20 protein-coding genes are annotated in these 25016 nt (G+C 61.4%); 12 read left to right on the forward strand and 8 right to left on the reverse strand.

The genetic code is table 11. The features are described from left to right. Positions 1 to 125 precede the first annotated feature (125 nt). On the reverse strand, positions 126 to 1688 hold the full coding sequence (locus tag AAAX72_RS07230) for a cation:proton antiporter (protein WP_349129758.1): 1563 nt from the start codon (positions 1686 to 1688) through the stop codon (positions 126 to 128). Positions 1689 to 1872: 184 nt separating this feature from the next. Between AAAX72_RS07230 and AAAX72_RS07235 the strand changes: the two genes are divergently transcribed. Next, complete coding sequence (locus tag AAAX72_RS07235; protein ID WP_349129759.1) at positions 1873 to 5619, forward strand: phosphoribosylformylglycinamidine synthase; 3747 nt, start codon at positions 1873 to 1875, stop codon at positions 5617 to 5619. A 101-nt stretch (positions 5620 to 5720) separates the two neighbouring features. Beyond that, the gene (locus tag AAAX72_RS07240) at positions 5721 to 6656 is read left to right on the forward strand and encodes a DMT family transporter (protein WP_349129760.1); all 936 of its coding nucleotides are present in this window, start codon (positions 5721 to 5723) and stop codon (positions 6654 to 6656) included. A 190-nt stretch (positions 6657 to 6846) separates the two neighbouring features. On the opposite strand, the gene AAAX72_RS07245 is transcribed toward AAAX72_RS07240, so the two are convergent. The 4 genes from AAAX72_RS07245 to AAAX72_RS07260 form a co-directional block, all read right to left on the reverse strand. After that, entirely contained in the window at positions 6847 to 7989 is a 1143-nt protein-coding gene (locus tag AAAX72_RS07245) for a GGDEF domain-containing protein (protein WP_196032221.1), read from the reverse strand. A 189-nt stretch (positions 7990 to 8178) separates the two neighbouring features. After that, positions 8179 to 9201: a 2-keto-3-deoxygluconate permease gene (locus AAAX72_RS07250; protein ID WP_195521014.1), complete on the reverse strand. Its 1023-nt coding sequence runs from the start codon at positions 9199 to 9201 to the stop codon at positions 8179 to 8181. Positions 9202 to 9351: 150 nt separating this feature from the next. After that, positions 9352 to 9675, reverse strand: coding sequence for an AzlD domain-containing protein (locus AAAX72_RS07255; RefSeq protein WP_006234452.1), 324 nt, complete (start codon positions 9673 to 9675; stop codon positions 9352 to 9354). Continuing rightward, complete coding sequence (locus AAAX72_RS07260) at positions 9665 to 10357, reverse strand: AzlC family ABC transporter permease (RefSeq protein ID WP_195521012.1); 693 nt, start codon at positions 10355 to 10357, stop codon at positions 9665 to 9667. Before AAAX72_RS07260 ends, AAAX72_RS07255 begins: the two co-directional genes overlap by 11 nt. 126 nt (positions 10358 to 10483) lie before the next feature. Here AAAX72_RS07260 and AAAX72_RS07265 point away from each other — a divergent pair, with 126 nt between their 5' ends. Next, a complete protein-coding gene (locus AAAX72_RS07265) occupies positions 10484 to 11296 on the forward strand; it encodes an HD domain-containing protein (protein WP_349129761.1) in 813 nt (270 codons plus the stop codon). On the opposite strand, the gene AAAX72_RS07270 is transcribed toward AAAX72_RS07265, so the two are convergent. Genes AAAX72_RS07270 through AAAX72_RS07280 form a run of 3 tightly spaced genes read right to left on the reverse strand, consistent with a single transcriptional unit; the run spans position 11293 to position 14918 of the window. Next, positions 11293 to 12498: an electron transfer flavoprotein subunit alpha gene (locus AAAX72_RS07270; RefSeq protein ID WP_349129762.1), complete on the reverse strand. Its 1206-nt coding sequence runs from the start codon at positions 12496 to 12498 to the stop codon at positions 11293 to 11295. The two genes, AAAX72_RS07265 and AAAX72_RS07270, sit on opposite strands and share 4 nt — an antisense overlap. Then, complete coding sequence (locus tag AAAX72_RS07275; RefSeq protein WP_349129763.1) at positions 12499 to 13314, reverse strand: electron transfer flavoprotein subunit beta/FixA family protein; 816 nt, start codon at positions 13312 to 13314, stop codon at positions 12499 to 12501. A gap of 2 nt (positions 13315 to 13316) precedes the next feature. Continuing rightward, positions 13317 to 14918 carry an FAD-binding oxidoreductase gene (locus tag AAAX72_RS07280; protein ID WP_349129764.1) on the reverse strand — a complete coding sequence of 534 codons (1602 nt, stop codon included), beginning with the start codon at positions 14916 to 14918 and terminating at the stop codon, positions 13317 to 13319. A gap of 345 nt (positions 14919 to 15263) precedes the next feature. On the opposite strand from AAAX72_RS07280, the gene AAAX72_RS07285 reads away from it, so the two are divergent. From AAAX72_RS07285 to AAAX72_RS07325, 9 genes are all read left to right on the forward strand, one after another. Next, on the forward strand, positions 15264 to 15560 hold the full coding sequence (locus AAAX72_RS07285) for a hypothetical protein (protein ID WP_035137058.1): 297 nt from the start codon (positions 15264 to 15266) through the stop codon (positions 15558 to 15560). Next, positions 15557 to 16066: a hypothetical protein gene (locus AAAX72_RS07290; protein ID WP_227790243.1), complete on the forward strand. Its 510-nt coding sequence runs from the start codon at positions 15557 to 15559 to the stop codon at positions 16064 to 16066. Before AAAX72_RS07285 ends, AAAX72_RS07290 begins: the two co-directional genes overlap by 4 nt. A gap of 89 nt (positions 16067 to 16155) precedes the next feature. Beyond that, the gene (locus tag AAAX72_RS07295; RefSeq protein WP_349129765.1) at positions 16156 to 16755 is read left to right on the forward strand and encodes a hypothetical protein; all 600 of its coding nucleotides are present in this window, start codon (positions 16156 to 16158) and stop codon (positions 16753 to 16755) included. Beyond that, entirely contained in the window at positions 16739 to 17020 is a 282-nt protein-coding gene (locus AAAX72_RS07300) for a hypothetical protein (RefSeq protein ID WP_035137055.1), read from the forward strand. The genes AAAX72_RS07295 and AAAX72_RS07300 overlap by 17 nt, the downstream gene beginning before the upstream one ends. An 18-nt stretch (positions 17021 to 17038) precedes the next feature. Further along, a complete protein-coding gene (locus AAAX72_RS07305; protein ID WP_349129766.1) occupies positions 17039 to 18469 on the forward strand; it encodes a hypothetical protein in 1431 nt (476 codons plus the stop codon). A 118-nt stretch (positions 18470 to 18587) separates the two neighbouring features. Continuing rightward, on the forward strand, positions 18588 to 19304 hold the full coding sequence (locus tag AAAX72_RS07310) for a DUF554 domain-containing protein (RefSeq protein WP_192923920.1): 717 nt from the start codon (positions 18588 to 18590) through the stop codon (positions 19302 to 19304). Between the two features lie 87 nt (positions 19305 to 19391). After that, complete coding sequence (locus AAAX72_RS07315; RefSeq protein ID WP_349129767.1) at positions 19392 to 21152, forward strand: TerB N-terminal domain-containing protein; 1761 nt, start codon at positions 19392 to 19394, stop codon at positions 21150 to 21152. Continuing rightward, positions 21145 to 22449 (forward strand): ATP-binding protein, encoded by a 1305-nt coding sequence (locus AAAX72_RS07320; RefSeq protein WP_349129768.1) that lies wholly within the window; start codon positions 21145 to 21147, stop codon positions 22447 to 22449. The genes AAAX72_RS07315 and AAAX72_RS07320 overlap by 8 nt, the downstream gene beginning before the upstream one ends. 116 nt (positions 22450 to 22565) lie before the next feature. Further along, positions 22566 to 25010: a DEAD/DEAH box helicase gene (locus AAAX72_RS07325; protein WP_349129770.1), complete on the forward strand. Its 2445-nt coding sequence runs from the start codon at positions 22566 to 22568 to the stop codon at positions 25008 to 25010. Positions 25011 to 25016 lie beyond the last annotated feature (6 nt).

The following is a 25016-nucleotide window of genomic DNA, read 5'->3' on the forward strand; positions in this document are numbered from 1 at the left end:
TTTCAGAAACTATGTCCCATTCTGGGCGCGGATTCTGGGACACGCTTTCCGTAACGGGCCTTTCGCGGAAAGCGCGTCCCACTCTGGACGCGGATTCTGGGATGCATTTTCCGCGACGGCGTTGGCTACCTGCCGTCGTCGTCCTGGGCTTCATCGCGCGCATAGAGCTCCAGCATGCGGCGGCGGTATTCGTGCACGGCGAGCTTGGCGCGCTCCAGGCGGCGACGCTCGCGCGGGGTCAGCTCGGACGGGTCGACCTCATCACCATAGGTCTTATCGGCAAGCAGGTGCGCAGCGTCCACGATGCGGGCATCGATGTGGCCGCTCGCCGCCTCGGCGGAAAGACGCTCGGCAATCGTATCGAGCGTAGGCAGGCCCTCGAATACGCGACCATGGCCATGCGAAGTCAGCAGCTCATGCTCGCGCGCGAGCAAGCTCGCTAGGTCGTGGTGGGCGCGCAGGATGTCGAGCGCATCGGATGGATGCTCGGCAACCTCTGCCACGGCGGTGACCGGTGCGGCATCCACCACGCGGTAGAAGAGCTGCGCGAGCAATGGCATCAAGAACACCGTGATGGCACCGGCGGCAACCATGACCGACGCAATATCTTGCGACAGCGCGCCCGCGTTGACGGCAACGCTTGTCACGGCAACGATGATCGGCAGGGCCGTGGTGCAGTACAGGGCCACGGTAATGCGACCATACGCCGACACATCGCGCGTCGCAGGACAAATGCTCATGGAAATAAGAATGGGCACGGCACGAATAATCAACAACGCCACGATAAAGCCCACGAGCAGACCCGGGCGCGACGCCACGGCCGTCAGATCGATCTTTGCGCCCGATACGGTAAAGAACACCGGAATCAAAAAGCCGTAGGCCAGGCCATCGAGCTTGGTCTCGAGCGTATGGTTGCCCTCGGGGATGATGTAGCGCAAGACAAAGCCGGCGGCAAAAGAACCCAACACGATGTCGAGATCAAAGACAGCCGAGAACGCCACGAGCGTGACCAGGATGAGCACCGTCAGGCGCACGAAGGTCTGCGACGTGGTATCGGCGCGTTCCTCGACAAACGCAAAGAAGCGGCTGCCGACGCGCTTGGAGCGGCTCGGGACCACGGCAAGCAACACGCAGACCACCGCAAACAAGCCAAGGATTACAAGCGTTTGGATGCCGGTGCGGGCAGACAGCAGCACCGACATGGCAAGCACAGGGCCGAGCTCACCCCAGGTGCCATACGCGAGAATCGAGTCGCCCACGCGCGTGCCGGTGAGCGAGCGCTCACGCATGATGGGCACGAGCGTACCGAGCGCCGTCGAAGTGAGGGCAAGCGTCACGGCGATACCGTCGAAATGACTGACCGAGAACCACGGGGTAAAGCGCACGGCAAGCCAGGCGATACCAAACGTGACGACCCACGTCGCCAAGCCGTAGCGCCCCTCGACGCCCGTGATGCTCTTGGGGTCGATCTCAAAGCCGGCAAGCAGGAACAAGAAGGCCAGGCCCAGCTCGGACACAAGCGAGACCTCGGCATCTACATGGATGACGCCGAGCATATGGGGTCCCAGCACCGCGCCGAGCACGAGCAAAAAGACCGTCTCGGGAACGGGTTTTCCGGGAATCGCCGAGGCGATAAAAGGACTCGCAAAGGCCACGAGTGCGATGATGGCGAGCGAAACGAATGCCATGTGATGCCTTTCTCTTGTTTGCGCTTCACTGTAGCACCCTCGCCGTCCTCAACGCGCCGCGAGCTGTCGTATCATAGTGAGGTTTACAAACATGTGGCTCAAGGCGACCGCAGGGCAGACCCCGCAAACCGACCGCTGCCGCATACCGTACCGTACGCCCAACCGATCAGGAAGGCAGGAACCAATGGTCTCTCGTATCTACGTGGAGAAGAAACCCGGGTTCGACGTCGAGGCTCAGCAGCTCAAGGGTGAGCTGACCGAAATTCTCGGCATCAAGGGCATCGAGGCCCTGAGGATCATCAACCGCTACGACGTCGAGGGCATCGACGAGGAGCTTTTCCGCTCCTGCGTGCCGACCGTCTTTAGCGAGCCCCAGGTCGATGTGACCTACGACGAACTCCCCGCAAGCGATGGCGCCGTCTTTGCCGTCGAATTCCTGCCTGGCCAGTTTGACCAGCGCGCCGACTCCGCCAGCGAGTGTGTGCAGCTCATCAGCCAGGGCGAGCGCCCCGCCGTGCGCTCCGCCAAGGTCTATATGATCTCGGGCGCTCTGGACGAGGCCGCCATCGATGCCATCAAGCACTACGTGGTGAACCCCGTCGAGGCACGCATCGCCTCGCTCGACCTGCCCGAGACGCTGTACATGGAGACCCCCGAGCCCCAGCCCGTCGAGGTGCTCGACGGCTTCCGCGAGCTCGACGAGGCCGGCCTTGCCGCCTTTATCGCCGATCGCGGCCTTGCCATGGACGAGGCAGACATCGCCTTCTGCCAGCAGTACTTCCGCGATGAGGACCGCGACCCCACCATCACCGAGATCCGCGTGATCGACACCTACTGGTCCGACCACTGCCGCCACACCACCTTCGGCACCGTCCTGGACGACGTGACGATCGACGACGCCGTGGTGCAGCAAGCCTTCGACCGCTACATGGAGATGCGCCACGAACTCGGCCGCGACGCCAAGCCCGTCTGCCTCATGGACATGGGCACCATCGGCGCCAAGTACCTTAAGAAGACCGGCGTCATGACCGATGTCGACGAGTCCGAGGAGATCAACGCCTGCACCGTCAAGGTGAAGGTCGATGTCGACGGCGAGGACCAGGACTGGCTGTTCCTGTTTAAGAACGAGACCCACAACCACCCGACCGAGATCGAGCCCTTCGGCGGTGCCGCCACCTGCGTGGGCGGCGCTATCCGTGACCCGCTCTCGGGCCGCAGCTATGTGTACCAGGCCATGCGCGTCACCGGCGCCGGCGACCCCACCGTCCCGGTTTCCGAGACGCTCGAGGGCAAGCTGCCGCAGCGCAAGCTCGTGACTACTGCCGCCGCCGGCTACTCCAGCTACGGCAACCAGATCGGCCTTGCCACCGGTCAGGTCAACGAACTCTATCACCCCGGTTACGTGGCCAAGCGCATGGAGGTTGGCGCCGTCGTGGGCGCTACCCCGGCAAACCACGTTCGTCGCGAGTGCCCCGCCCCCACCGACAAGATCATCCTGCTGGGCGGCCGCACCGGCCGCGATGGCATCGGTGGCGCCACCGGCTCCTCCAAGACCCAGAACACCGAGTCCATCGAGACCTCGGGTGCCGAGGTCCAGAAGGGCAACGCCCCTGTCGAGCGCAAGCTGCAGCGTCTGTTCCGCCGCGGCGACGCCTGCCGTCTGATCAAGCGCTGCAACGACTTTGGCGCCGGCGGCGTCTCAGTCGCCGTGGGCGAGCTTGCCGACGGCCTGTACGTGGACCTGGACACCGTGACCAAGAAGTACGACGGCCTGGACGGCACCGAGCTCGCTATCTCCGAGTCCCAGGAGCGCATGGCTTGCGCCGTCGCCGACGGTGACGTCGAGGAGTTCATGGGCTACGCCGCCGAGGAAAACCTGGAGGCTACCGTTATCGCCGAGGTTACCGCCGAGCCGCGCATGCGCATGGCCTGGAACGGCGTCGCTATCGTCGACCTGTCCCGCGAGTTCCTCAACTCCAACGGCGCACCCAAGCACCAGGTCGCCCACGTCTGTGCCCGCAGCGTGTGGCAGCCCAGCTGGGCCGGCACCACGCTCGCCGAGCGCATGATCTCGCTCGTCACCGACCTCAACGTCGCTTCCAACAAGGGTCTTTCCGAGCGTTTCGACTCCACCATCGGCGCCGCGACCGTGCTCATGCCCTTTGGCGGCAAGACGCAGCTCACCCCAAGCTCGGCCATGGTCGCCAAGTTCCCCGTGGACGGCGAGACCACCACGGCGAGCGCCATGGCATGGGGCTTCAACCCCTATCTGATGGAGGCCGACCAGTTTGCGGGCGCCTACCTGTCCGTGGTCGAGTCCATCGCCAAGCTCGTGGCTGCCGGCTTTGAGCACAAGCGCGCCTATCTCTCCTTCCAGGAGTACTTCGAGCGTCTGCGCACCGAGGCCGAGCGCTGGGGCAAGCCCACGGCAGCCGTCCTGGGCGCCCTCATGGCCCAAGTCGACCTGGGTGCCGGCGCCATCGGCGGCAAGGACTCCATGAGCGGTTCGTTTGAGGACGAGACCGGCGAGCTCAACGTTCCGCCGACCCTGATCAGCTTCGCCGTCGCCGTGGGCAAGGCCGCCCGCGCCGTCTCGCCCGAGTTCAAGGGCCTCACGCACCGCGTCGTCCGCATCGCCCCCGCCACCTATGGCGAGGACTACCGTCCCGACGCCCAGCAGTTGCTCGCCGCGTTTGACGCCGTCGAGGCGCTCACTGCTACCGGCAACGCCCTGGCCATATCCACGCCCGGCTACGGCTGCGGCGCCGAGAGCCTCTTTAAGATGTGCGTCGGTAACCAGATCGGTATCGAGCTTGCCGAGGATGTAGACGTGGAGAGCCTCTTCACCCCGCTCTACGGCAGCTTTATCGTCGAGCTCGCCGAGGACGCCGAGCTGCCCGAGGTCGCCGACGGCGTTGTCGTCGAGCCCCTGGGCACCACCGTCGAGGGCTATGTCATCGACACCGGCTCCGAGGTCATCGAGCTCGCCGAGCTCCAGGAGGCCTGGGAGAGCGGCATCGAGGGCGTCTTCGCCTACCGCAGCGCCGGCGAGACCCCCGAGGTCGAGACCATCGACTTCCGCGCCAAGGATATCCACGTGTACGGCGGCGCCAAGATCGCCCGCCCGCGCGTGATCATTCCCGTGTTCCCCGGCAACAACTGCGAGTACGACAGCGCCCGCGCCTTCCGTGCCGCCGGTGCCGAGGCCGACACCTTCGTGATCAACAACCTCACGCCCGAGGCCGTCGCCGAGAGCACCCACGAGCTTGCCCGCCGCATCCGTGCAAGCCAGATCGTTATGATCCCCGGCGGCTTCTCGGGCGGCGACGAGCCCGACGGCTCTGCCAAGTTCATCACGGCGTTCTTCCGCGCTCCCGAGGTCACCGAGGCAGTCCGCGACCTGCTCAAGGCCCGCGATGGCCTGATGCTGGGCATCTGCAACGGCTTCCAGGCCCTGATCAAGCTCGGCCTGGTGCCCTACGGCGACATCGTCGACGCCACGCCCGATGCGCCCACGTTGACGTTCAACACCATCGGTCGCCACCAGAGCCGTCTGGTGCGCACCCGCATCTCGTCCAACTTGTCCCCGTGGCTGTCGCAGTGCAGCCTGGACGACCCCTATACCGTCGCCATCAGCCACGGCGAGGGCCGCTTTGTCGCCAATGACGAAGTGCTCGCCCAGCTGATCGCCAACGGCCAGGTCGCCACGCAGTACGTGGGCGAGAACGGCAAACCCAGCATGGACCTTTCCGTCAACCCCAACGGCTCCGCACTCGCCATCGAGGGCATCACGAGCCCCGACGGCCGTGTCCTGGGCAAGATGGGCCATGCCGAGCGTCGCGGCGACAACCTGTACTGCAACGTGCCCGAGCATGTCCCCGGCGACAAATTCATGCCGATCTTTGAGAGCGGCGTAGCCTACTTCGCTTAATACGTTTCCATCGGGTACAATCCCCTCGGGTAACAACGCCCGCCACCGGCACCCCCGGTGGCGGGTTCTTTTTTGCTTTGCGCGTATAGGAGAAGGACATCATGGAAAGCCGCAAGCCGTATCTCGCCACCCTGCCCGGACTCATCCTGGGCTGTCTCGTTTGCTGCGCGCTCTGGGGCTCCGCCTTCCCCTGCATCAAGATCGGCTACGCACTCTTTGGTATTCCCGCGCACGACAGCGCCTCGCAGCTGCTCTTCGCGGGCCTGCGCTTCACCCTTGCCGGCATGCTGGTCATTGTTGGCATGAGCGTGGCCCAGCGCCGACCGCTCGTTCCGCAAGCGCGCGATATCAAGCCCATCTGCATCTTGTCGCTCTTCCAGACTATCGGGCAGTACTTCTTTTTCTACCTGGGCCTCTCGCGCGCCAGCGCCATGTCGAGCTCCATCATCGAGGCCAGCGCCAACTTCCTCGCAATCCTCTTTGCCGCCCTGGCATTTCACACCGAGAAGCTCAATGCGGCCAAAGTGCTCGGCTGCGTACTGGGCTTTGCCGGCGTCGCGCTCGTCAACCTTTCGGGCGCGGACGGCACCTTTGGCTTTACGCTCGACGGCGAGGGTTTTATCCTAGCCTCCACCGTCGCGGGTGCCCTTTCGACCTGCCTGATCGGTATCTTCTCGCGTGAGCACGACGGCGTCTTGCTTGCCGGGTGGCAGTTCTTGGTCGGCGGCCTGGTCCTCACCGCCATCGGCTTTTTGATGGGTGGCGCGCTCTCCCCCACGGCGATTGCCCCCGCCATCGCGCTCATCATCTACATGGCGCTTATCTCCGCGGTCGCCTACTCGCTGTGGTCGCGCCTGCTTGCCGTCAACCCCGTCAGCCGCGTCTCGGTCTTTGGGTTTATGAACCCCGTCTTTGGTGTGCTGCTGAGCGCGCTGCTGCTCGGCGAGGGCGCTGGCACGAGCCCCATTACCGTCATCGTTGCCCTGCTGTTGGTCTGCGGCGGCATCATCATCGTCAACAAACCCAAAAAAGCCTAGCGAGCTCACCTTTTTAAAGAGGGCGTTCGCACACTTTAGCTCAATGGAGCACACTGATTCTCGTTGATTTCGTACCGAGCCGCGGCGGCAGACGCTCGTCTTGCCGCACCGCGCCTGGGCGTTATGGCCGGTGGCCCCCGCAAACGCAAAAAGGGCGCACGACCATCGCAACGGTCGTGCGCCCTTTTTTCTAGCGTATCTGGGCGCCGGCTTTCTTTTTCTCGGCCTTGACGCGGTAGAGTTCCGCGTCGGCAGCGCGAAGCAAGTCTTGCCAGGTATCGACGCCATCACCAACCCGTGCGTAGCCGATGGACATCCGCAACAGATACGGAACCTCGGCGCGCGCGAGCTCGTCGTTAATCGCCGAACACAGATCTATGATGTCCTGTTCCGCTGCTGCCTTTTGGAGCACCACGAACTCATCGCCACCATAACGTGCAATAAAGCCACCAGACGCCGAGCAGACTTCTTTGAGCGCAGCGGATATGACCTGAAGAGCGTGGTCGCCCTCCACATGCCCATAGCGATCGTTAATCTGCTTAAAGCCGTCGGCGTCCATCATGAGCAGATACACATCTTCGGCCTGATCCACATTTGAGAAGAGCGACAGCATATAGGTCTCAAAACGGTTGCGATTGTTGAGGCCAGTCAACGGGTCGGTCGAGATGAGTTGCTCCTGGCAGATAATGTAGAGCAGCAACATGCTAATCATTATGCCGACACAAAGGCCAGGCACCGAGTATACGATCTGAAAGGTACCGCCCACCAGGGCCGGAATGGCGAAAAATGCCAAGGTTCGATAGATAGCCTTCGTCTGCAGGCTCTCGACCCTGCGAGATTGCACAAACGCATGCAGGGACGTATGTATAACGTAACAGTAGCTGACAATGGGCTGGATCATATAGGCAAAGCCGCGACGATACACGCCCTGCGAATCGATATAGAACAAGGCGTGCGTCCAGTAACTGGTAAAAGCCAGCACGACCACCAGAGCCGTAGGCAACGTTACAAGCACCACCCTATAGCGCGAGGTCACAAGGCGAGAGCCCTGCATCGTCTCGGAATAGATAAACCAAATGAGACACGCGATGGCAAAGAGCGAAAACGAAACCGCGTTGGAAATCCAGTTGGCAGCAATACCCAACGTGCCGTCCGCACCATCCGAAAGCGTCCAGATCATATCGAATAATATGTACGCGGCAGAGGTGTAGCCAAGCATGCTAAACAATAGCTGCAGGGTGCTCGAGAACAAGGAGCGACGACTTCGCGCGGCAAGCCCGATAAGAACAATCATGCATAGCAGGAATATCTCAATCTTGAGTGCCTTAACCACTAGACGCCATCCCTTCAATATCCGAATGGTCAGAATCGCCCAATTCGAATCAGGGCAATAAACACCCCTTTACTCCGCAGGGGTAAAGGGAATCATAGCAAAGCGCCCGAACATCACTGCAAAACAGTTTCTGTTCGGGCGCTCGGACGACGCGAATTGCACGCCGGAATCAATTATCGGTAACGGCCGTTACTCGCCATCGATGTCGGTCGCGACGGCCTCCTCGATGGCCTCGACACCGGCAGGCGACAGGTCCTCCTTGCCCTGGCAGAACTTCTTGTCGACCCAGCCGGTCAGAATCGGAGCCATGATTGCCGTGATGATAACGGCAGTGGCGATCTGGGCGTACGCGGTGGGCGCAAGCTCGGCGTAGCGCGGCGCGACCTCGGCGAGAGCAACCGGCGTGGTCATAGCCGTGCCGGCGATGGTGGAACAAGCCACGGCAGCCTTGCCGTTACCACCGCACAGGCGCTCGAACGCAAAGGTGATGGGACCGACGACAAACAGCGTGACAAGGCCCAGCAAGATGCCGGAAATACCACCGGCGATGAAGCTCGAAAGGCTCATGGACGCACCGAGCTGAAAACCAATTACAGCGATCGCGGGATTGGCGCCGGGAACCAGCAGGTTCTTGATAAACGGGAACAGGTTGCCCAGAACCATGCCGATAACGAGCGGCAAAATGGAGCCGATGATAGTACCGACAGGGATGTTGGCAAGACCCGAAACACCAAGGATGATCATCGTGACGGCGGGGCCGGCCGTAAAGAACAGGATACCGACGGCGCCCTGCTCGGACTCATCGCCGAACTCGCCCATGATGCCCGTATAGAGCGCCATGTTGCAAAACGTAATGCCGCCGATGATAGACACGGAGCTCAGACCCAGGAAGTTGTCGTTAAAGAAATATGCCACGCCTAGGCCGAGAGCCGCTGCGACGACCAGCTTGGGAATCAGCACGACGATACCGGTCTTGATGGCGCCCGGCGTGGACTTAAAGCTGATGCCGGCGCCCACGAACAGCAGGATCGCGGCGACGATGGTATTGGAGCCACCGCGGCAGGCAGCCGTAAAGAAGCCGCCGATCTCAAAAACCTGCGGGCAGAAGGTGTTGAGCAAAAGACCGACGATCATCGGATAGATCATGATGTCGCCCGGGATGCGCGGAACCTTGAATTTCTTTTGCTCGTTGGCAGTCGCTTCCTGTGCCATGAAACCCCCATTTCCGCTGACGCGGAACAAAAGCCCACGTCATGCTTTGCTACAGTAAAGTTTGACCATGGTACCAGAAGAAATAGACCAGCTCGGTGAAAAATTCGACAAGTTGGGATGGAACGAGATTCGGCGCCCGCGACGCCACCCCTATATAAGGCTCAAGACAATATAGAGTACGATGCCCGAGACGCAGCACCACAGCATCGATTTTGTCTTGACCGCCACGACCACGACGCCGACGGCCGCAATCCAGGGAACCAAGGCAGGCCAGAGTCCCGCGTCGAACGCGCCGGGGCTCACCAAGTCGTTGGCGACCAGCGCGGCAAAGGCAGCGGGCGGGATATAGCCCAGGGCCTCGGTAATGCGGGGCGACAGGGTCCGCCCGCGCAAGGCGAACGCCGGCGCGATGCGAAAGAACGCGATAGCAGCCCACGACGACAGCCACAGAACCAAGAACTCGTTAACGGGCATCGCGGGCACCTCTTCCGTCAAATACAGCATCGCACGCCAACGCAATGGCAATGCCGGCCACGACGCTTGCCGGCACGGCAATATTCGTGAGGCCCAAGAACTTGCATACGGCGACGGACACCGCGCCCGAAACCGCCGCGACAACGTTGCCGCGCGACAGCCGCTGCGAAAAGAGCAGGCAGATAAAGAGCGAGGTGCAGACAAAGGCTGCAATGGCGGTGGGAACATCGACAACGGCGCCGACGATGGTGCCCATCGTACACGAAACGCCCCATGTTGCGATGAGGATCACGTTGAGCACAAAGGACTCGCGCGGGCCCCAATCCTCCCCTTCAACCAACTTGGCAAGCGAGATGCCATATGCCTCCTCGGTAAGTGTCGCGGCAACAGCCAGCGTCTGACGCTTCGAGGCACCCGTCAGATGCGGCGCGATCGATGCCGAGTAAAGCGCAAAACGCGAGGAGATGGCGGCAACGCTCGCGATAATCGAAGGTGCCGGCACGTCCGCCAGCCAAAGATTGCAGATCATAAACTGGCCGCTGCCCGTCACAAACGTGCTGCTCAGGGCAAAGACCATCCAGGGCTCCATTCCTGTCTGCCCCATGATCATTCCGCACGGCGCGCCTATTGCAACATAGGTAAGCATCACCGGCCAGACGGTTCTAACGATTTTGAACACCATACGCTTCTCATCCTGACAAGGTCTCCGAGCCGCATGTAGCGATACGGCAGAATCATCATCCGACAGCAACCGAGTTCACCTACAATTGCCACCGGATCGAAAGACACAACTTTTTAGGAAGTCATTATGACAGCTATCGATCGAGACCGGGCGCGCGCGGCCTTCAAAAGCTACACCGATGCCTACGACGCCACCAACCCACGCATCGCGCTCAAAATCGAGCATACGTACCACGTGGCCGAGGCATGCGATGCCGTAGCGCGCGAGCAGGGCTGGTCGTCAGAAGATATTGACCTGGCATGGCTTTGCGGCCTGCTACACGATATGGGCCGCTTTGAGCAGCTGCGACGCTGGGACACCTTTAAGGACGCCGAGAGCATGAGCCATGCGGCGCTGGGCATCGAGGTCCTCTTTGGCGAGAATCCCGCCGATGCACCCGCCACGACAAACATCCGTGACTTTATCGAAACCGGTGCGCATGACGAGCTCATCCGAGCGAGCATCGCCTATCACAGCGACTTTCGCCTGCCGGCACAACTCGACGAGCGTACACGGTGCTTCTGCGATATCGTGCGCGATGGCGACAAGATCGACATTATGCGCACCATCTCCGACAGCACCGTCGATACCATCCTCAAGGTGGATGAGGACGCGTTTCTAGCCAGTCGCTTCTCGGTACCGACGCTTGCCGCCTTTGACGAGCATCGGTGCGTCGCGCGCGACGAGCGCAACGAGCCGGCGGACTACCTGGTGGGACTCATCTGCTTTATGTTTGAGCTCGTCTATCCAGCGAGCCGCACGCTGGCGCGCGAGCAGGGCGATATCTACCGCCTGCTCGACGCGCCCTTTGGCATTACGCGGCCCTTTACCGACCCCGCCACGCAGGCGACTTGGAGCCGCCTTAAGGACGAGATGCGCGACTGGCTGGCGCGCGCCTAGCGCTCAAGCTGGGCCAGCAGTTCCTCGACGACCTCGACGGCATCGCCGACAACCTTGTACTGGGCAGCACCAAAGATGGGGGCATCCGGGTCCTCGTTGATGGCGATAATGCACTCTGCCCCACCGATGCCGGCAAGATGCTGGATGGTGCCCGAAACACCGATACTCACGAGAAGCTTGGGCGAAACCGATACGCCGGTCTGGCCAATCTGATGGCGACACTCCAACCAGCCGGCCTCCACGACAGGTCGCGTGCAACCAAGCTCGGCTCCCAGAGCCTCGGCGAGCCTTCGCATCAGGGGCAGATTCTTCTTGGAGCCAATGCCGCGGCCCACCACGACCAAGCGCTCGGCATCGGCGATCGAGGCCTGCTGCCTCCACTCCTCGGCGGGAATCGAGATCTCGACACGAGCCTTAGCATCATCCGCAAGCGATATCTGGGTGATCGTGCCGGAGCGGTCGTAGTCAAAGTCGGGCGCCTTAAAGATGCCGGGACGAACCGTTGCCATCTGGGGACGATGATTGGGGCAGACGATGGTGGCCATCAGGTTGCCGCCAAACGCCGGACGCGTCTGTTGCAGCAGCCCCGTCTCCGTATCCATCGAAAGTACGGTGCAGTCAGCCGTAAGGCCCGTCTGCAAGCGCACGGCAACGCCGGGTGCCAGTTCGCGGCCAAAAGCGGTCGCACCGTATAGGATGGCCTCGGGTTTGCGTTCGGCTACCAAATCGCAGATCAAGCGGGCGTAGACCTCCGCATCGTTTTGGCGCAGGCGCTCGTCGCGACAGGCCAGGACTTCGTCGGCGCCCGCGCAAACCAGATGCTCCAGGTCGCCGAGAGAACCCTCGGGACCCATACCGATCAGTGCCACCAGACGGCAGTCGCGAGCATCGGCAAGCTCGCGGCCCTTGCCCATAAGCTCATAGGCAACGGGAGTCACCGTATCGTGCTCGTCGGTCTGCGCGAATACCCAAATGTCTCGATATGCATCAAGGTCCACCGCACCAGCGGCCTCGTCACGCTCGATCGAGATAGCGTTGACAGGGCAGGCGTCGACGCACCCACCGCATAGGATGCAGCCGTCGGTTACGCGGGCGCATCGGCTGGGTCGCTCGCCTTCCACTACGATGCCGCCCGAGGCACAGGCGCGAACGCAGCGACCGCAGCCGATACAGGCTTCGCTATCGATAATCAGTCCGCCCATCTATGCCATCCCCTCGATAATCTTGGCAAGCTTTGCCGCCTGCTCGGACGCCGTCCCCTCAACGGCCTCGCACGTTTGGTCACGGTCGGGCACAAACGAGCGCACGACCTGTGTCGGCGACCCGGCAAGACCGCAACGCGCGGGGTCGGCGTTCACGTCGGCGGCACTGACCACGCGCACGTCCGCCTCCTCCGCCGCGCGAATACCGGCAATACTCGGCATACGCAACTGGTCAATCTCCTTGGCAGTCGTCATCGCGCACGGCATCTCAAGATAGACCGTCTCCTCGCCGGCATCGCAACCGTGAACGAGCGCCAGCGAGCCACAGGTCGTAAAGCCCGCGCTCTGCACGCAGCTCACGTCGGTCACGCAGGGAATATCAAAGGCACCGGCAAGCTCGGGACCAATCTGGGCCGTATCGCCATCCACCGCCATCTTGCCGCAGATGAGCAGGTCGAAGTCCTCGTCGAGCGCCTCGATGCCGCACTTGAGGGCATAGGTGGTTGCCAGGGTATCGGCACCTGCAAAGGCGCGATCGGTCAGCAGCAGCGCATCGTCGGCGCCTCGAGCGATGCAGTCGCGCAGCAGCGACTCGGTCGCGGGGATGCCCATCGACACCACCGTCACGCGCACATCCATGCCAAAGCCGATAAAGTCGTCCTTCAGCGCCAGCGCGCATTCCAAAGCGCTCGCATCAAAGGGATTAATGACCGCCTGCTTGCCATCGCGCACGATGGTATTGGTCTTGGGGTCCATCTTGACCTCGGTGCTGCCCGGCACGGCCTTGACGCACACCACCATATGGAAATCGCTCATCTTCACGCGCCCCCTTTCTGGACGAGCTCATCCAAGAGCTTCTCCGAAAACAGGTTACCGCGACCCAGCTGCCCGGCAGGATCGAGCTGGAGCTTGAGCCGCGCCGACTCGACCATGGCCTCGTGACCGTACATCGTCTCCAAGAAGCCCGCCTTGATCTTGCCGACGCCGTGTTCTGCGGAGACGGCACCGCCCATGGCCGTGACCTCGGAAGCCCACTGGGCAAAGAGTTCTCCGCCGCGGCGATAATCCTGTGCATCGCGCGGCAGAATGTTCACATGCAGATGGTTGTTACCGATATGCCCCCAGGCGGCAGATTCAAGCCCACTTTCCGCCAGCGTGCGGCGATAGAGGGCGATAACATCGGCCAAGTGCGCGTTGGGCACCGACATGTCCGAACCCAGTTTGGTGATGGTGGGATCCATGCGGCGGCGCTCGTCGATGAGCATGTTGACGCTCTCGGGCACCGCATGGCGGAAGAATCGCTGACACTCGCGATCGACCTCGGTGCGCGCGACCCATGTCGCATCGTCACTGCCGCCCGCAAGCTCCAGTACCCACCCCAAGTGATACAGCTCCTCAGTCGCCTGGGCTTCGTCGTCGCAGTCGAGCTCCACGTAGACACAGACCTTGGCGTCTTTGTCGAGCGCAGGCAGCGAGGCAAACGCCGTCGACTGCTCGCGCTGGCGACGTAGAATATCCAGGGCGCCAGCATCGAAGTACTCGATGGCAGCCGCATGGGACAGGACGGGACGCACAGAATCGGTGAAGGACACGGCCTTGTCTTCGCTGTCGAAGAAGCAGCTCACGCCCCAAACGACCGCGGGTGCCACCTGCAGGGCAATCTCGAGTTCGGTGATGACGCCGATTGTGCCACACGCACCGATAAACAGATCGATGGCATCCATATCGTCAGCAACGAAATAGCCCGAAGCATTTTTTGTCTTGGGCATGGTATAGCCGGGAAGATCGAGCTCGAGTGTACGGCCCGCTGCCGTCACGAGCGACAGGTGGCGGCCCTGGGCAAAAGCCTCGCCGCGCCGAAGCTCAAGCAAATCGCCATCAGCCAGCACGACGTGGAGTCCCGTGATATGTGGGCGCATGGGGCCGTAGGCGTAGCTGCGGGCACCGGAGGCGTTACATGCCGCCATGCCGCCCAGACAGGCAGACGCCTCGGTGGGATCGGTGGGAAAAAACTGCTCGGGAGCCTCTTGGAACTCCTCGTAGGCCTCAAGCGATGCCTGGTCCCAACCAGCGGTCGGCAGCACCTTCTTGCTCAGCTGCTTGCGCAGCTCCGAGAGCACAACGCCCGGCTCCACGCGCAGCAGAAATTGGCCTTGTTCATCGCGGCGAAGGCCCAAATAGCGATTCATACGGGAAGTATTGAGGATATGCCCGCCGTGGGGCACGGCGCCGGCGGCAAGGCCGGTTCGGGCGCCCTGAACCGTTACCGGAACACGCTCGGCATGGAGCTTTTCCAAAATGGCACGGACCTCGTTTTCCGTTGTCGGAAACGAGATGCTCGAGGCCTCGCCCGATGCGCGAGATTCATCGCGGCCATACTCTTCGAACTCGTCGGTGAAGGGTTTGATGGTTGCAGACACGCGAACTCCCCCTTTAGCTAACTACAGTGTTTGCAGGGAGATGTTACCGCATCGTTTCGTCGACGTGTTCGAGACCGTCTCCATAATTGGCGTTTTTTACGTTCGTGCAATTCGGCGAGCGGCTTGATTTCCTCGGCAGACGATGCTTTTGACACATATGGCCCCGCCGTCGCCGACCGCGCGATTGTCGCTCGAAAAAAGTTGGAGTATTTTTTGCCGCCTTTTACCTGCGGAGACGCCAATCCGTCAAGCATTTGGTCAGAAATTGGTCAAGTAGCGGCTGATAAGGTCGGCGTCGACAGCCAAAACCGATAGAAGTTTTGGCCCAGAAGCAGGGAGGTTCCCATGGCATATTACTGGCCCCAGTACGGCATCGCCATCGAAGTCGACGACGATCCCCATCTCCTGCCTTTCGACGAAGAGGCATTCCCCGATACGACGGTCTACCACGTTACCACCGATGTGATCTGCGACCCCGAGTCGTTCTCGGCGCTCGCCCACCACATCGCGCATATCCACGACATCGAGCTCCCTCCCGACTTCGACGAGCTCGTCTACTCGCGCCGTCTGATGCTTCACATGCTCTTTGGAGCGGACCCGTCCACCTTTGCGCGCGTCTATACCGCCAAGGATGCCGCATGAGCGCGAAGAAGCCACCCCACTTTGCAGGCCTGGGTCGTCGCAAGAAGCTCATCGTTGCCTGCTTGGCCATCGTCTGTGCCCTTGTCGCCGTAGGACTATACGTTTGGCAGTCGCAGCCCGTACCCGAGGCGGGCGCTTCGGTTACGACGGCGGAGGGCAAAACGCGTCAGGAAATCCAAGATGAGCTCGACGCCATCGTCCGCGACAACATGATGACGATTTCGGTCGCACCGGTCGCCCAGCTGCAGGAGGACGGCAAGCTGCGCGTCAACGTCCAAAACGTCCAAGACAATAAATTTCCCCAGCGATTCCGCGTCATCCAAAACGACGAGACCATGTACGAATCCGGTGTGGTCGAGACCGGCAAGACAATCGAGACGTGCCCCGCCGGCGACATCAAAGAAGGCGAGGCGTACATCGAGATCCAGGCACTCGATGCCAAGACCCTCGACAGCCACGGCAATCCGACACGTGTCAAGGTACGGGTTGAGCAAGCCGAGAACTAGCTTTCCGGCCGACGCGGCACCGCACGCAATTCACCAGCATTCGTCCAATCATCGCGGGGACGGCCCGCGGCGAATAGAAAGGAACGACCATGGACATCACCAGGAACATGAACGGAGCCAGAGCGCTCGTCGTGGGCGCAGGGCTCGCGCTCGCGCTCGCAATGGGCGCCGCCCCGACGCCAGCTATGGCAGCCGGGCGCGTTGGAACCACGAAAGTAATGGTCAGGACCGAGATCGACAACGTTGAGTTCAAAGTTCCGACGGTTATTCCCTTCGTCGCCAAGGCCGACGGCACGCTTCAGGGCCCCTCAGAAGACGCGACCACCATCGACAATCATTCGGCCTACGGCATCCATGTCACCAACATGAAGATCGACGCCATGAACACCTGGACCATTGCCGCCGACGCCAAGGCCGGAACCGCGCAGAACTCCATCGACTTTAAGGTCGGCCCCGACGGCGCGCTCCAGAACGCCAGCACCGCAATGCAGGGGACGGGCCTCGATCTTTCCAAGAATGCAGCCTTCGACATGGGCTACCAGGGCATTGCCGGCGGCACGGACAAAATTAAGCTCAAGACAAGCGGAAACGTCGCCCGCGTCACGCGCGACATCTTCCGCGTAACCGGCGAAGGCGATCAGGTTGCAACGATCACCTGGACGGTCGAGCCCGGTGCGCACACGGCATAAGGCCGTCGCCCTGGCCGCCGCCGTCAGCATCCTAGCGTTTGGGCCAGCCATGGCCTTTGCCCAGCAAGAACAGGCGCAGGCCGCCACGCAAGTGACGGTCGACCTCTCGGAGCTCGACCGCGGCGACCGCGAGGAACCGTTGGCGCAGACAGGCGACAGACGATGGCTCTTGGCAGCAGGCGCCACAGCAGCAGGCGCGGGCACCGCCGGCCTCGGTCTGCACATCAAACGCAGCCAGAAACAAAACACGGACAGGCCGCACTAAATTAGCTAAGGAGACCCCATGGCATCGAAGAACCTTTTGCCCGTCGTCGCACTCTGCGGCGCGCTCGCAACCGGAACGCCTGTCGCCGCTTGGGCGACTCCCGTCATGGCAGACTCCTTACCAGCAGCCCTAAGTTCCGCACCAAATCCGTCGAGCGCCATTGCGTGCAAGCGTTTTTCGATCGCACAGGCCGCGATCTCAACCTCGGGATGCCTTCGTCGTAATACGGACGGCTCGATAGTCGTGGATATCAAGCGTTCGAACAAGGCAAACGGCTCCCAGGCGGGGTGCGCCGTCTGCACGTGGCGCTCGGTTGTGCTCGATGCAGATGGCGATCCATGCAATTTAGAGCTGCGCATCGACATCGCTTCGGTCGATGACTCGGCGAACGGAGCGAAGGTCGCCTTCGACGGTACGTTTTTCGAGAAAGGAGGCGGTATATGTCTGGGCTGCGCCGCCGCGAATGCAGACGATGCGCAGCCCACCCTCTCATTCACGGCATCGTTGCGGCTGACCAAAGCCGGTACCGATGCCATCGCGGCGGGAGAAGCGTCCCTGCTGTTCTACGCCGTCAGCACCAAAGACACAGACGCTCATTTCGAGAAGCCAGCCGGATCACTCAGCCTTACACGAGGGATAGAGGCAGGCCCTATTGAAATCGATGCCCACGCGCAAAGCAGGCAACGCATTCTTGCCGACCCGGCGCTTCTCGAAATGGAGTGGAACGGATCCGGAGCCATCGGAATTCTCCCCTCCGCGCTTGACGCCAAGACGCTCCCCCCAAACAACGAACCCATCAACGCAACCATACAAGAGGAGAGCGCGGTCAAAGAAGCAGGTGCGGGCGACACGCCGTCGCCGACAAACGGCGTCCCAGCTTCTTTCGAAGCACCGAATGAGCCCGCTGCCGATCCAAACGATCCCGAGCTCGTGGACAGCCTGGGGCTTGCTGATCCTCAAGAGATCGATGAAGGTAACTGCTGCGTGCTTGCCGCGCTCGACCACACAGAGGTCATCGACGCTGCGAACATCGAAGTTGCCGCCGCCAATCAGCCCGTCCGCAAGTCGGCCATCATCGCATTTCCTGAATCCATCGAAGTCGTCTTTTTGCCATCGGGCGAGGTCGTGGCCCCAACACTGCTCACTTTGTTGGGCGCCAAGAATACTCGAAACGAAATTAAAAAGGTCACGGTTGTCGACCCTGCAACCACCGCCAAGCTGCGTCTATACGCCGTTGCTCCAGACGGAGGCAAGACCTTGGAATTCGATGGTGACACACTCCTAGCCTGGCGACGTCTGGACATTATGCAAGACGTCTCGTATCAGATCGAACTCGAAGGGTTTGATCGTGCCCGCGATGCCAATATCATCGCCGCGGCTATTGAATCCCCACAGCGGCTTATGACACTGCGCTTTGAATACTATCCCTATGTCCCGACAACCACCTGAGGCTTAAATGCTGCGCATCATTCCTAACACCGCTTATATAACGTATTAGATGAGTCGCGATGTGCCTCGCATTTCGTTCTGCTACGATTGCCACGTTGGCATCAATACAGGAGGGCTCATGCCGGGCTTGGGAACAATCATCAACGTTGTGCTTTTAGTTGCGGGCGGTCTTTTGGGATTAGCGGGCGGCCGCTTCATTACACCGCGCATCCAAGACACGCTCATGAAAGCATCGGGGCTGTGCGTCCTGTTTATCGGCCTTGGCGGCACCATGCAAAAGATGCTCCTTATCGATGGGAAGGCGCTAGCGACCACCGGCACCACCATGCTCATCGTCTCGTTCGCCCTCGGCTCGCTCATCGGCGAGGCCATCAACTTGGAAGCCGCCATCGAGAACCTTGGCGAATGGCTCAAGCGCAAGACTGGCAGTGAGGGCGATAACGAGTTCACCAACGCTTTTGTCTCGACTTCACTCACCGTGTGTATCGGCGCCATGGCCATTGTGGGATCGATCCAGGACGGTCTGCTCGGTGACTGGTCAACGCTTGCCCTGAAAGGCGCATTGGACTGCATCATCGTCTGCACCATGACGGCATCGCTTGGCCGCGGCTGCATTTTCTCCGCCCTGCCCGTCGCCGTGTTCCAGGGGACGATCACGCTGTTTGCCGGCGCACTCTCCCCCATCATGACTACGGCAGCCCTCAACAGCCTTTCGCTCGTAGGCTCCATGCTCATCTTCTGCGTCGGCGTCAACCTCATCCGTCCTCAGACCTTCCGCACGGCCAATATGCTCCCCTCCGTCGTCATCGCCGTCATCTACGCCCTCCTGTTCTAAATCTATCAACGCAGCGGTATCTCGAACATCTGTTTGATGCTGTGCTATGATATGAGGTCACCGTAGCTGCGTTCGAGAGGAGGAGCGGTGGCCGACCAGGACATCAAGATGCTCATCGAGCGCATTATGGCCGAGGCCCGGACCCATCAGTCCGCCCGCTTCTCAAACGAAGTCTACGCAGACGAGCCGATTCTCAAAACCGGCCGACAGATGCAGAATTTCCTCCCCGATCAGTACCGTAAAATGCGCGAGATATCGCGCTGGCAGGATGACCCCAAGGGCGGCGCGGGCCGTTGGCTTTCGGAAGCCGAGCTTTTCTACCGCCAAGGCCTGCTGATGGCCGACTTTGAAGACGACTGCCCCTACAACGGCACCTTTAAGTCGTACTTTCCCACCTACAACGCCATGAGCGATCGGCAGCTGCGCGGCTATTTTACCTGGCGCTCCCAAGTGCGCCGCGGAACTGTCGAGGAAACGTCTACGTCCTTTGCCTTTCTGTATCTCTATGAGCTGATTTGCGGCATTGGCGTAGATGACCCGCTCGATGGTTTTAACAAGATCAAGGCTTTTTGGGATGCCTATCGCGCCTTCGAGCCCGGCATCGATCGGTTTGCACGCGTGTGGTTGCAGGATTACGCCGTATTCCATGGGCTCGACCCCAAGCTGCTTCGCGACTCTAAAACCGTCATGTTCGATAACGCCCTTATCGAGCTGCGACGCGCGGCACGAGACCTTGTACCAGCACCGGCACCGTCCGGCCAGACCCCCAAGCGTCGCAAAACCTCCGAGCCCACGCTCCCCCTTCCGCCCGATGAGGTGCGCGAGGAGCGACTCATAGCCGCCATCAACGCCCTCTCCACGTACAACCTAAGTAACTCGCGGCTCGACCGCAGTCACCACCGCGATCTGCGCCACGTGGCATGCGCCGTGTATGTCCGCATGGCGCGCTACTATGACACGCACCGAAAGACCGGCATCGTAGCGAGCTTGTTTGGGGAGGAGACGGCCATGCCCTACACCATGTTTGCCTCGGCCGTATTCTTTGCGCCCGAGCGCCACGAGGACTGCGAATACCGCCTGGATCCTATCCATATCTACCGTTGCCAAAACGGCTTTTGGGAATGCATGCGTATCCACGGTAGTAGGCAAAAGAGCAGCAAGCTCGGTGAAATGATGCGCGCCTGCGACCAACGCCTGCGCCTGGCGCTGGACCCCGCCCATCCCCTTAAGGAAGAAAAGGTCCCCAAATATCTGGCCAAGATTATCGATGACGAGATTGTGGCATGGCTTTCGTGGGACGCTGCACACCAGCCTGTCAAGATCGATATCGATCTGAGTCAGCTGGGGCACATTCGGAGCGCCGCTGCGCAAACGCGCGAAGCGCTTTTGATCGACGAGGAACGCGAGGACGGCGCGTCCGCAGAAGCCGAGGCAGCGGACTCTGGGCAACCGGAAGCCGAGCCCGTAGCCGACGCGACGGTCGAGGCGGTCGCGGCACCCATTCGGCAGGACGAGGCCGACGAGCCGACCATATCCACCGAACAGTTTGGTGTCGTGGCACCGCTTCTCGCGCCGACGCCCGCGTTCGCAGCGGCAGCGCCCGCTGACGCCACGAACGAACTCGCGCCTGCCGCAAACGCCTATCTCAGCGCACTGCTCGAGCACAACGCAGTACAGGCGGAATCGGCGGTAGTGCAATCGGGGCAGAGCGAGGACATGCTCGTCGATACCATCAACGAGGCGCTCTTTGACCTGGTGGGTGACACCGTCATTGAATTTGGCGCGGCAGGACCGCAAATTATCGAGGACTACGAAGCAGACGTGAGAGGATACCTAGACCATGAGTGATACCGCACCCGCAGCACCCCGCGTGCCCAAGCGCGTCGCTGCCGTCATTCTCAACTCGCTCAAGGGCGGCGTGGTCCCGCGCATCGGCCTTCCCTATATCACCGTGGGACGCGAGGTCGAGATTCGCGCCCTGCTCACCGATTTGAGTCTCATCGCCGACGGCGGCGCAAGCTTCCGCTTTCTGGTCGGTCGCTACGGCGCCGGCAAGAGCTTTTTGCTCCAAACCATCCGAACGCATGCCATGGGCGAGGGATTCGTCGTCGCCGATGCAGACTTATCCCCCGAGCGCCGTCTGCAGGGCGGGCAGGGGCAGGGCCTTGCCACCTACCGCGAGCTCATACGCAATATATCGACCAAGACGCGCCCCGAGGGCGGTGCGCTCAACCTTATTCTGGATCGCTGGGTTGCCTCGTGTGCCGACGTCGACGAGTCGGTCGTCAATGCCCAACTGGCCCCGCTCGAGGAGATGGTCCACGGCTTCGACTTCACCCGCATGCTTCGCCGCTATCGCACGGCCGCATCCGAGGGCGACGAGGAAGCCATGAGCCGCGTGACCAAATGGATCCGCGGCGAATACCGTACCAAGAGCGAGGCTCGCGCCGAGCTGGGCTCCTCGACCATCATCAGCGATGACGACTGGTACGACTACGTTAAGCTCATTGCGCGCTTTTTGGTCTGCAGCGGCTACAAGGGTATGCTGGTGCTCATCGACGAGCTCGTGAATCTATATAAGATTCCCAACGCCATCACACGCCAATACAACTACGAGAAGATCCTGACCATGTACAACGACACGCTCCAGGGCAAGGCGCAGTACCTGGGCATGATCATGGGCGGCACGCCAACCTCCATCGAAGACCGCCGCCGTGGCGTGTTCTCCTACGAGGCCCTGCGCAGCCGACTCGCTCAAGGCCGCTTTGCACGCGAGGACCTTAAGGACATGCTCGCGCCCATCATCCGCCTGCAGCCACTCACCTACGAGGAGCTGCTGGTGCTGATCGAAAAACTCATGCAGATCCATGCCGGATACTTTGGCTGGACGCCCACGCTTACCGAGAACGACTTGGTGGACTTTCTCAAGATCGAGTTCGGTCGTGTGGGAGCCGACACACATCTGACGCCGCGTGAAGTCATTCGTGACTTTATCGAGCTGCTCGACATCCTATGCCAGAACCCCGACGCCAACGTAGCCGAGCTGCTGCAAAGCGTCGGCGGCGACGCGCTGGTGCCGGCGGCAGCAACAGGCGACACCGATACCGCAGGCGGCGACCGCAACTTCGCCGAGTTCACCATCTAACCTACCAAAAAGGGACAGGTTTATTTTGGTAGGTTTTATCTGGGCAAACGTTGAAGCGGTAATGCAGCAAGCCACTGCCCGCCGCGTTGAGAGATTCGCTTTTGAAAGGAGGCCTCGTGAACGCCTTTGACCGCTACGCCCCGTTTATCCAAGACTTCATCTACTCCCACGATTGGGAGAGCCTGCGCTCCATCCAGGTTGCGGCGGCAGATGCCATCTTTAACTCGCAGGACAATGTGCTCCTGACGGCATCCACGGCTTCCGGCAAAACCGAGGCAGCCTTCTTTCCCATCCTGACCGAGTTTTGGGAGAACCCACCCGCAAGCGTGGGCGCCCTCTACATTGGCCCCCTCAAGGCGCTCATCAACGACCAATTCGTCCGCCTCAACGACCTGTGCGAAGAAGCCGATATCCCCGTCTGGCACTGGCATGGCGATGTCTCGCAATCACACAAGGCCAAACTCATCAAAAAGCCGAGTGGTATCCTTCAGATTACGCCCGAATCGCTCGAGGCGCTCCTGATCCATAAGCACATGGCGATCCCGCGCATGTTTTGCGACCTGCGCTACGTCGTCATCGACGAGGTTCATTCGCTCATGCGCGGCGACCGCGGCGGGCAGACGCTCTGTCTTATCGAGCGCCTCTCGCGCATGGCAGGCGTGCAGCCCCGCCGCATTGGTCTTTCGGCCACCATCGGGGACCCGGAACGCACGGGTGCCTTCCTGTCGCAGGGAACGGGACGAGACTGCGTTATCCCCCGTTTTGAGGAACCGCGCCGCGTGTGGCGTATCTCCATGGAGCACTTCTACAACTCGGGTCCCCAGGCGCAGCAACGAGGATTCGAGAGCACGGGCCCTCAAGAGGCCGAAGTGCTTGCGTGCGAGCGCATTGAGGCAGCGGCACCCGCGGCACTGCCCGCCGGCGCCCAAGACATGCGTCACAGCGGACAGCTCACACAAGAGGAGCGACGTCAACGTCGTGAGCGGGCACGGGACAAGGCTACCTCCAGGGATCGCCGCACTTCGTCGGCCCCCGAGGGCGAAGTCGACATCCCCCGAGCACCCGAACAGGCGCTTCTCAACCCCACCGACACGGCGCCCGACAACGCCGACCCCGGTATGGGCTATATCTTTGAGCATACGCGCGGCCGCAAGTGCCTGGTCTTTGCCAACTCGCGCGAGGAGGCAGAGGCCGTGTGCTCCATGCTGCGCAGCTACTGCGAAAGTCGACACGAGCCCGACCGCTTTCTCATCCATCACGGCAATCTTTCGGCATCGCTGCGCGAGACGGCCGAGGAGCTCATGCGCGACGAGGAGCAGGCGCAGACAACCGTCACCACCTCTACGCTGGAGCTCGGTATCGATATCGGCCGCCTGGAGCGCGCCTTCCAGATTGACGCGCCGTTTACCGTCAGCTCCTTTTTGCAGCGCATGGGGCGCACAGGCCGTCGCGACCTTCCGCCCGAGATGTGGTTTGTCATGCGCGAGGAAGAACCCGAGCCGCGCACGATGATGCCCGAAACCATTCCCTGGAAGCTCCTGCAGGGTATCGCGCTCGTACAACTCTATCGCGAGGAAAAGTGGGTCGAGCCGCCCGAGCTCGATCGACTCCCCTACAGTCTGCTCTATCACCAGACTATGTCGACCCTCGCCAGCACCGGCGAGCTCACGCCGGCCGAACTTGCCCAACGCGTGCTCACGCTCAGTTATTTCCACCGCGTCTCAGCCGATGACTATCGCGTACTGCTGCGCCACCTCATCAAGATCGACCACATCCAGGTCACCGAGGGCGGCGGGCTGATCGTGGGTCTCGCGGGCGAGCGCATCATCAACAACTTTAAGTTCTACGCCGTGTTCCAGGAAAACGAGGAGTTCACCGTTCGCAGCGAGTCGGCCGAGCTGGGCACGATCGTCAATCCGCCCCCGCCCGGTGAGCGCATCGCCATCGCCGGACACTGCTGGATTGTCGAGGAAGTGGACTGGAAGCGCCACACTGTCTTTGCCACGCAGGTCAAGGGCCGGGTGCCGGCCTACTTTGGCGACTGCCCCGGAGACATCAATACGCATGTACTCGAGCGCATGCGCAAAGCGCTCAACGAGCATGCGGCATATCCGTATCTCATGGGCAACGCACGGGCACGTCTTGCACAGGCTCGCCATACGGCCGAGATTTCGGGCGCGGGGGCCAAGCCGCTCATTAACCTGGGCGGCGACACCTGGGCGCTCTTCCCCTGGCTGGGCAGCTACGCCTTTTTGGCGCTCGAGCGCTTGCTTAAGATTAAATGCGCCGCAAAGCTGGGCCTTCGCGGGCTCGATCCGTCGCGTCCATACTTTATGCAGTTCAAGATGAAGGCCGACAAGGAGACGTTCTTTGAGGTGCTCGCAGCCGAGGCCGAAAAGGACTTCGACCCTATCGAGCTCGTCTATCCCGGCGAGGTACCTTACTTTGATCGGTACGACGAGTTTGTTCCCGAAGAGCTCGTGCGCAAAGGCTTCGCCGAAGGTGTGCTCGACATCGAAGGCATGAAGCAGCGTGTCCGCAGCTGGCGCGACCACGCCTAAGACCAG

Origin of the sequence: Collinsella sp. CLA-ER-H8 (assembly GCF_040092335.1) — a bacterium.
Classification (GTDB): Bacteria; Actinomycetota; Coriobacteriia; order Coriobacteriales; family Coriobacteriaceae; genus Collinsella.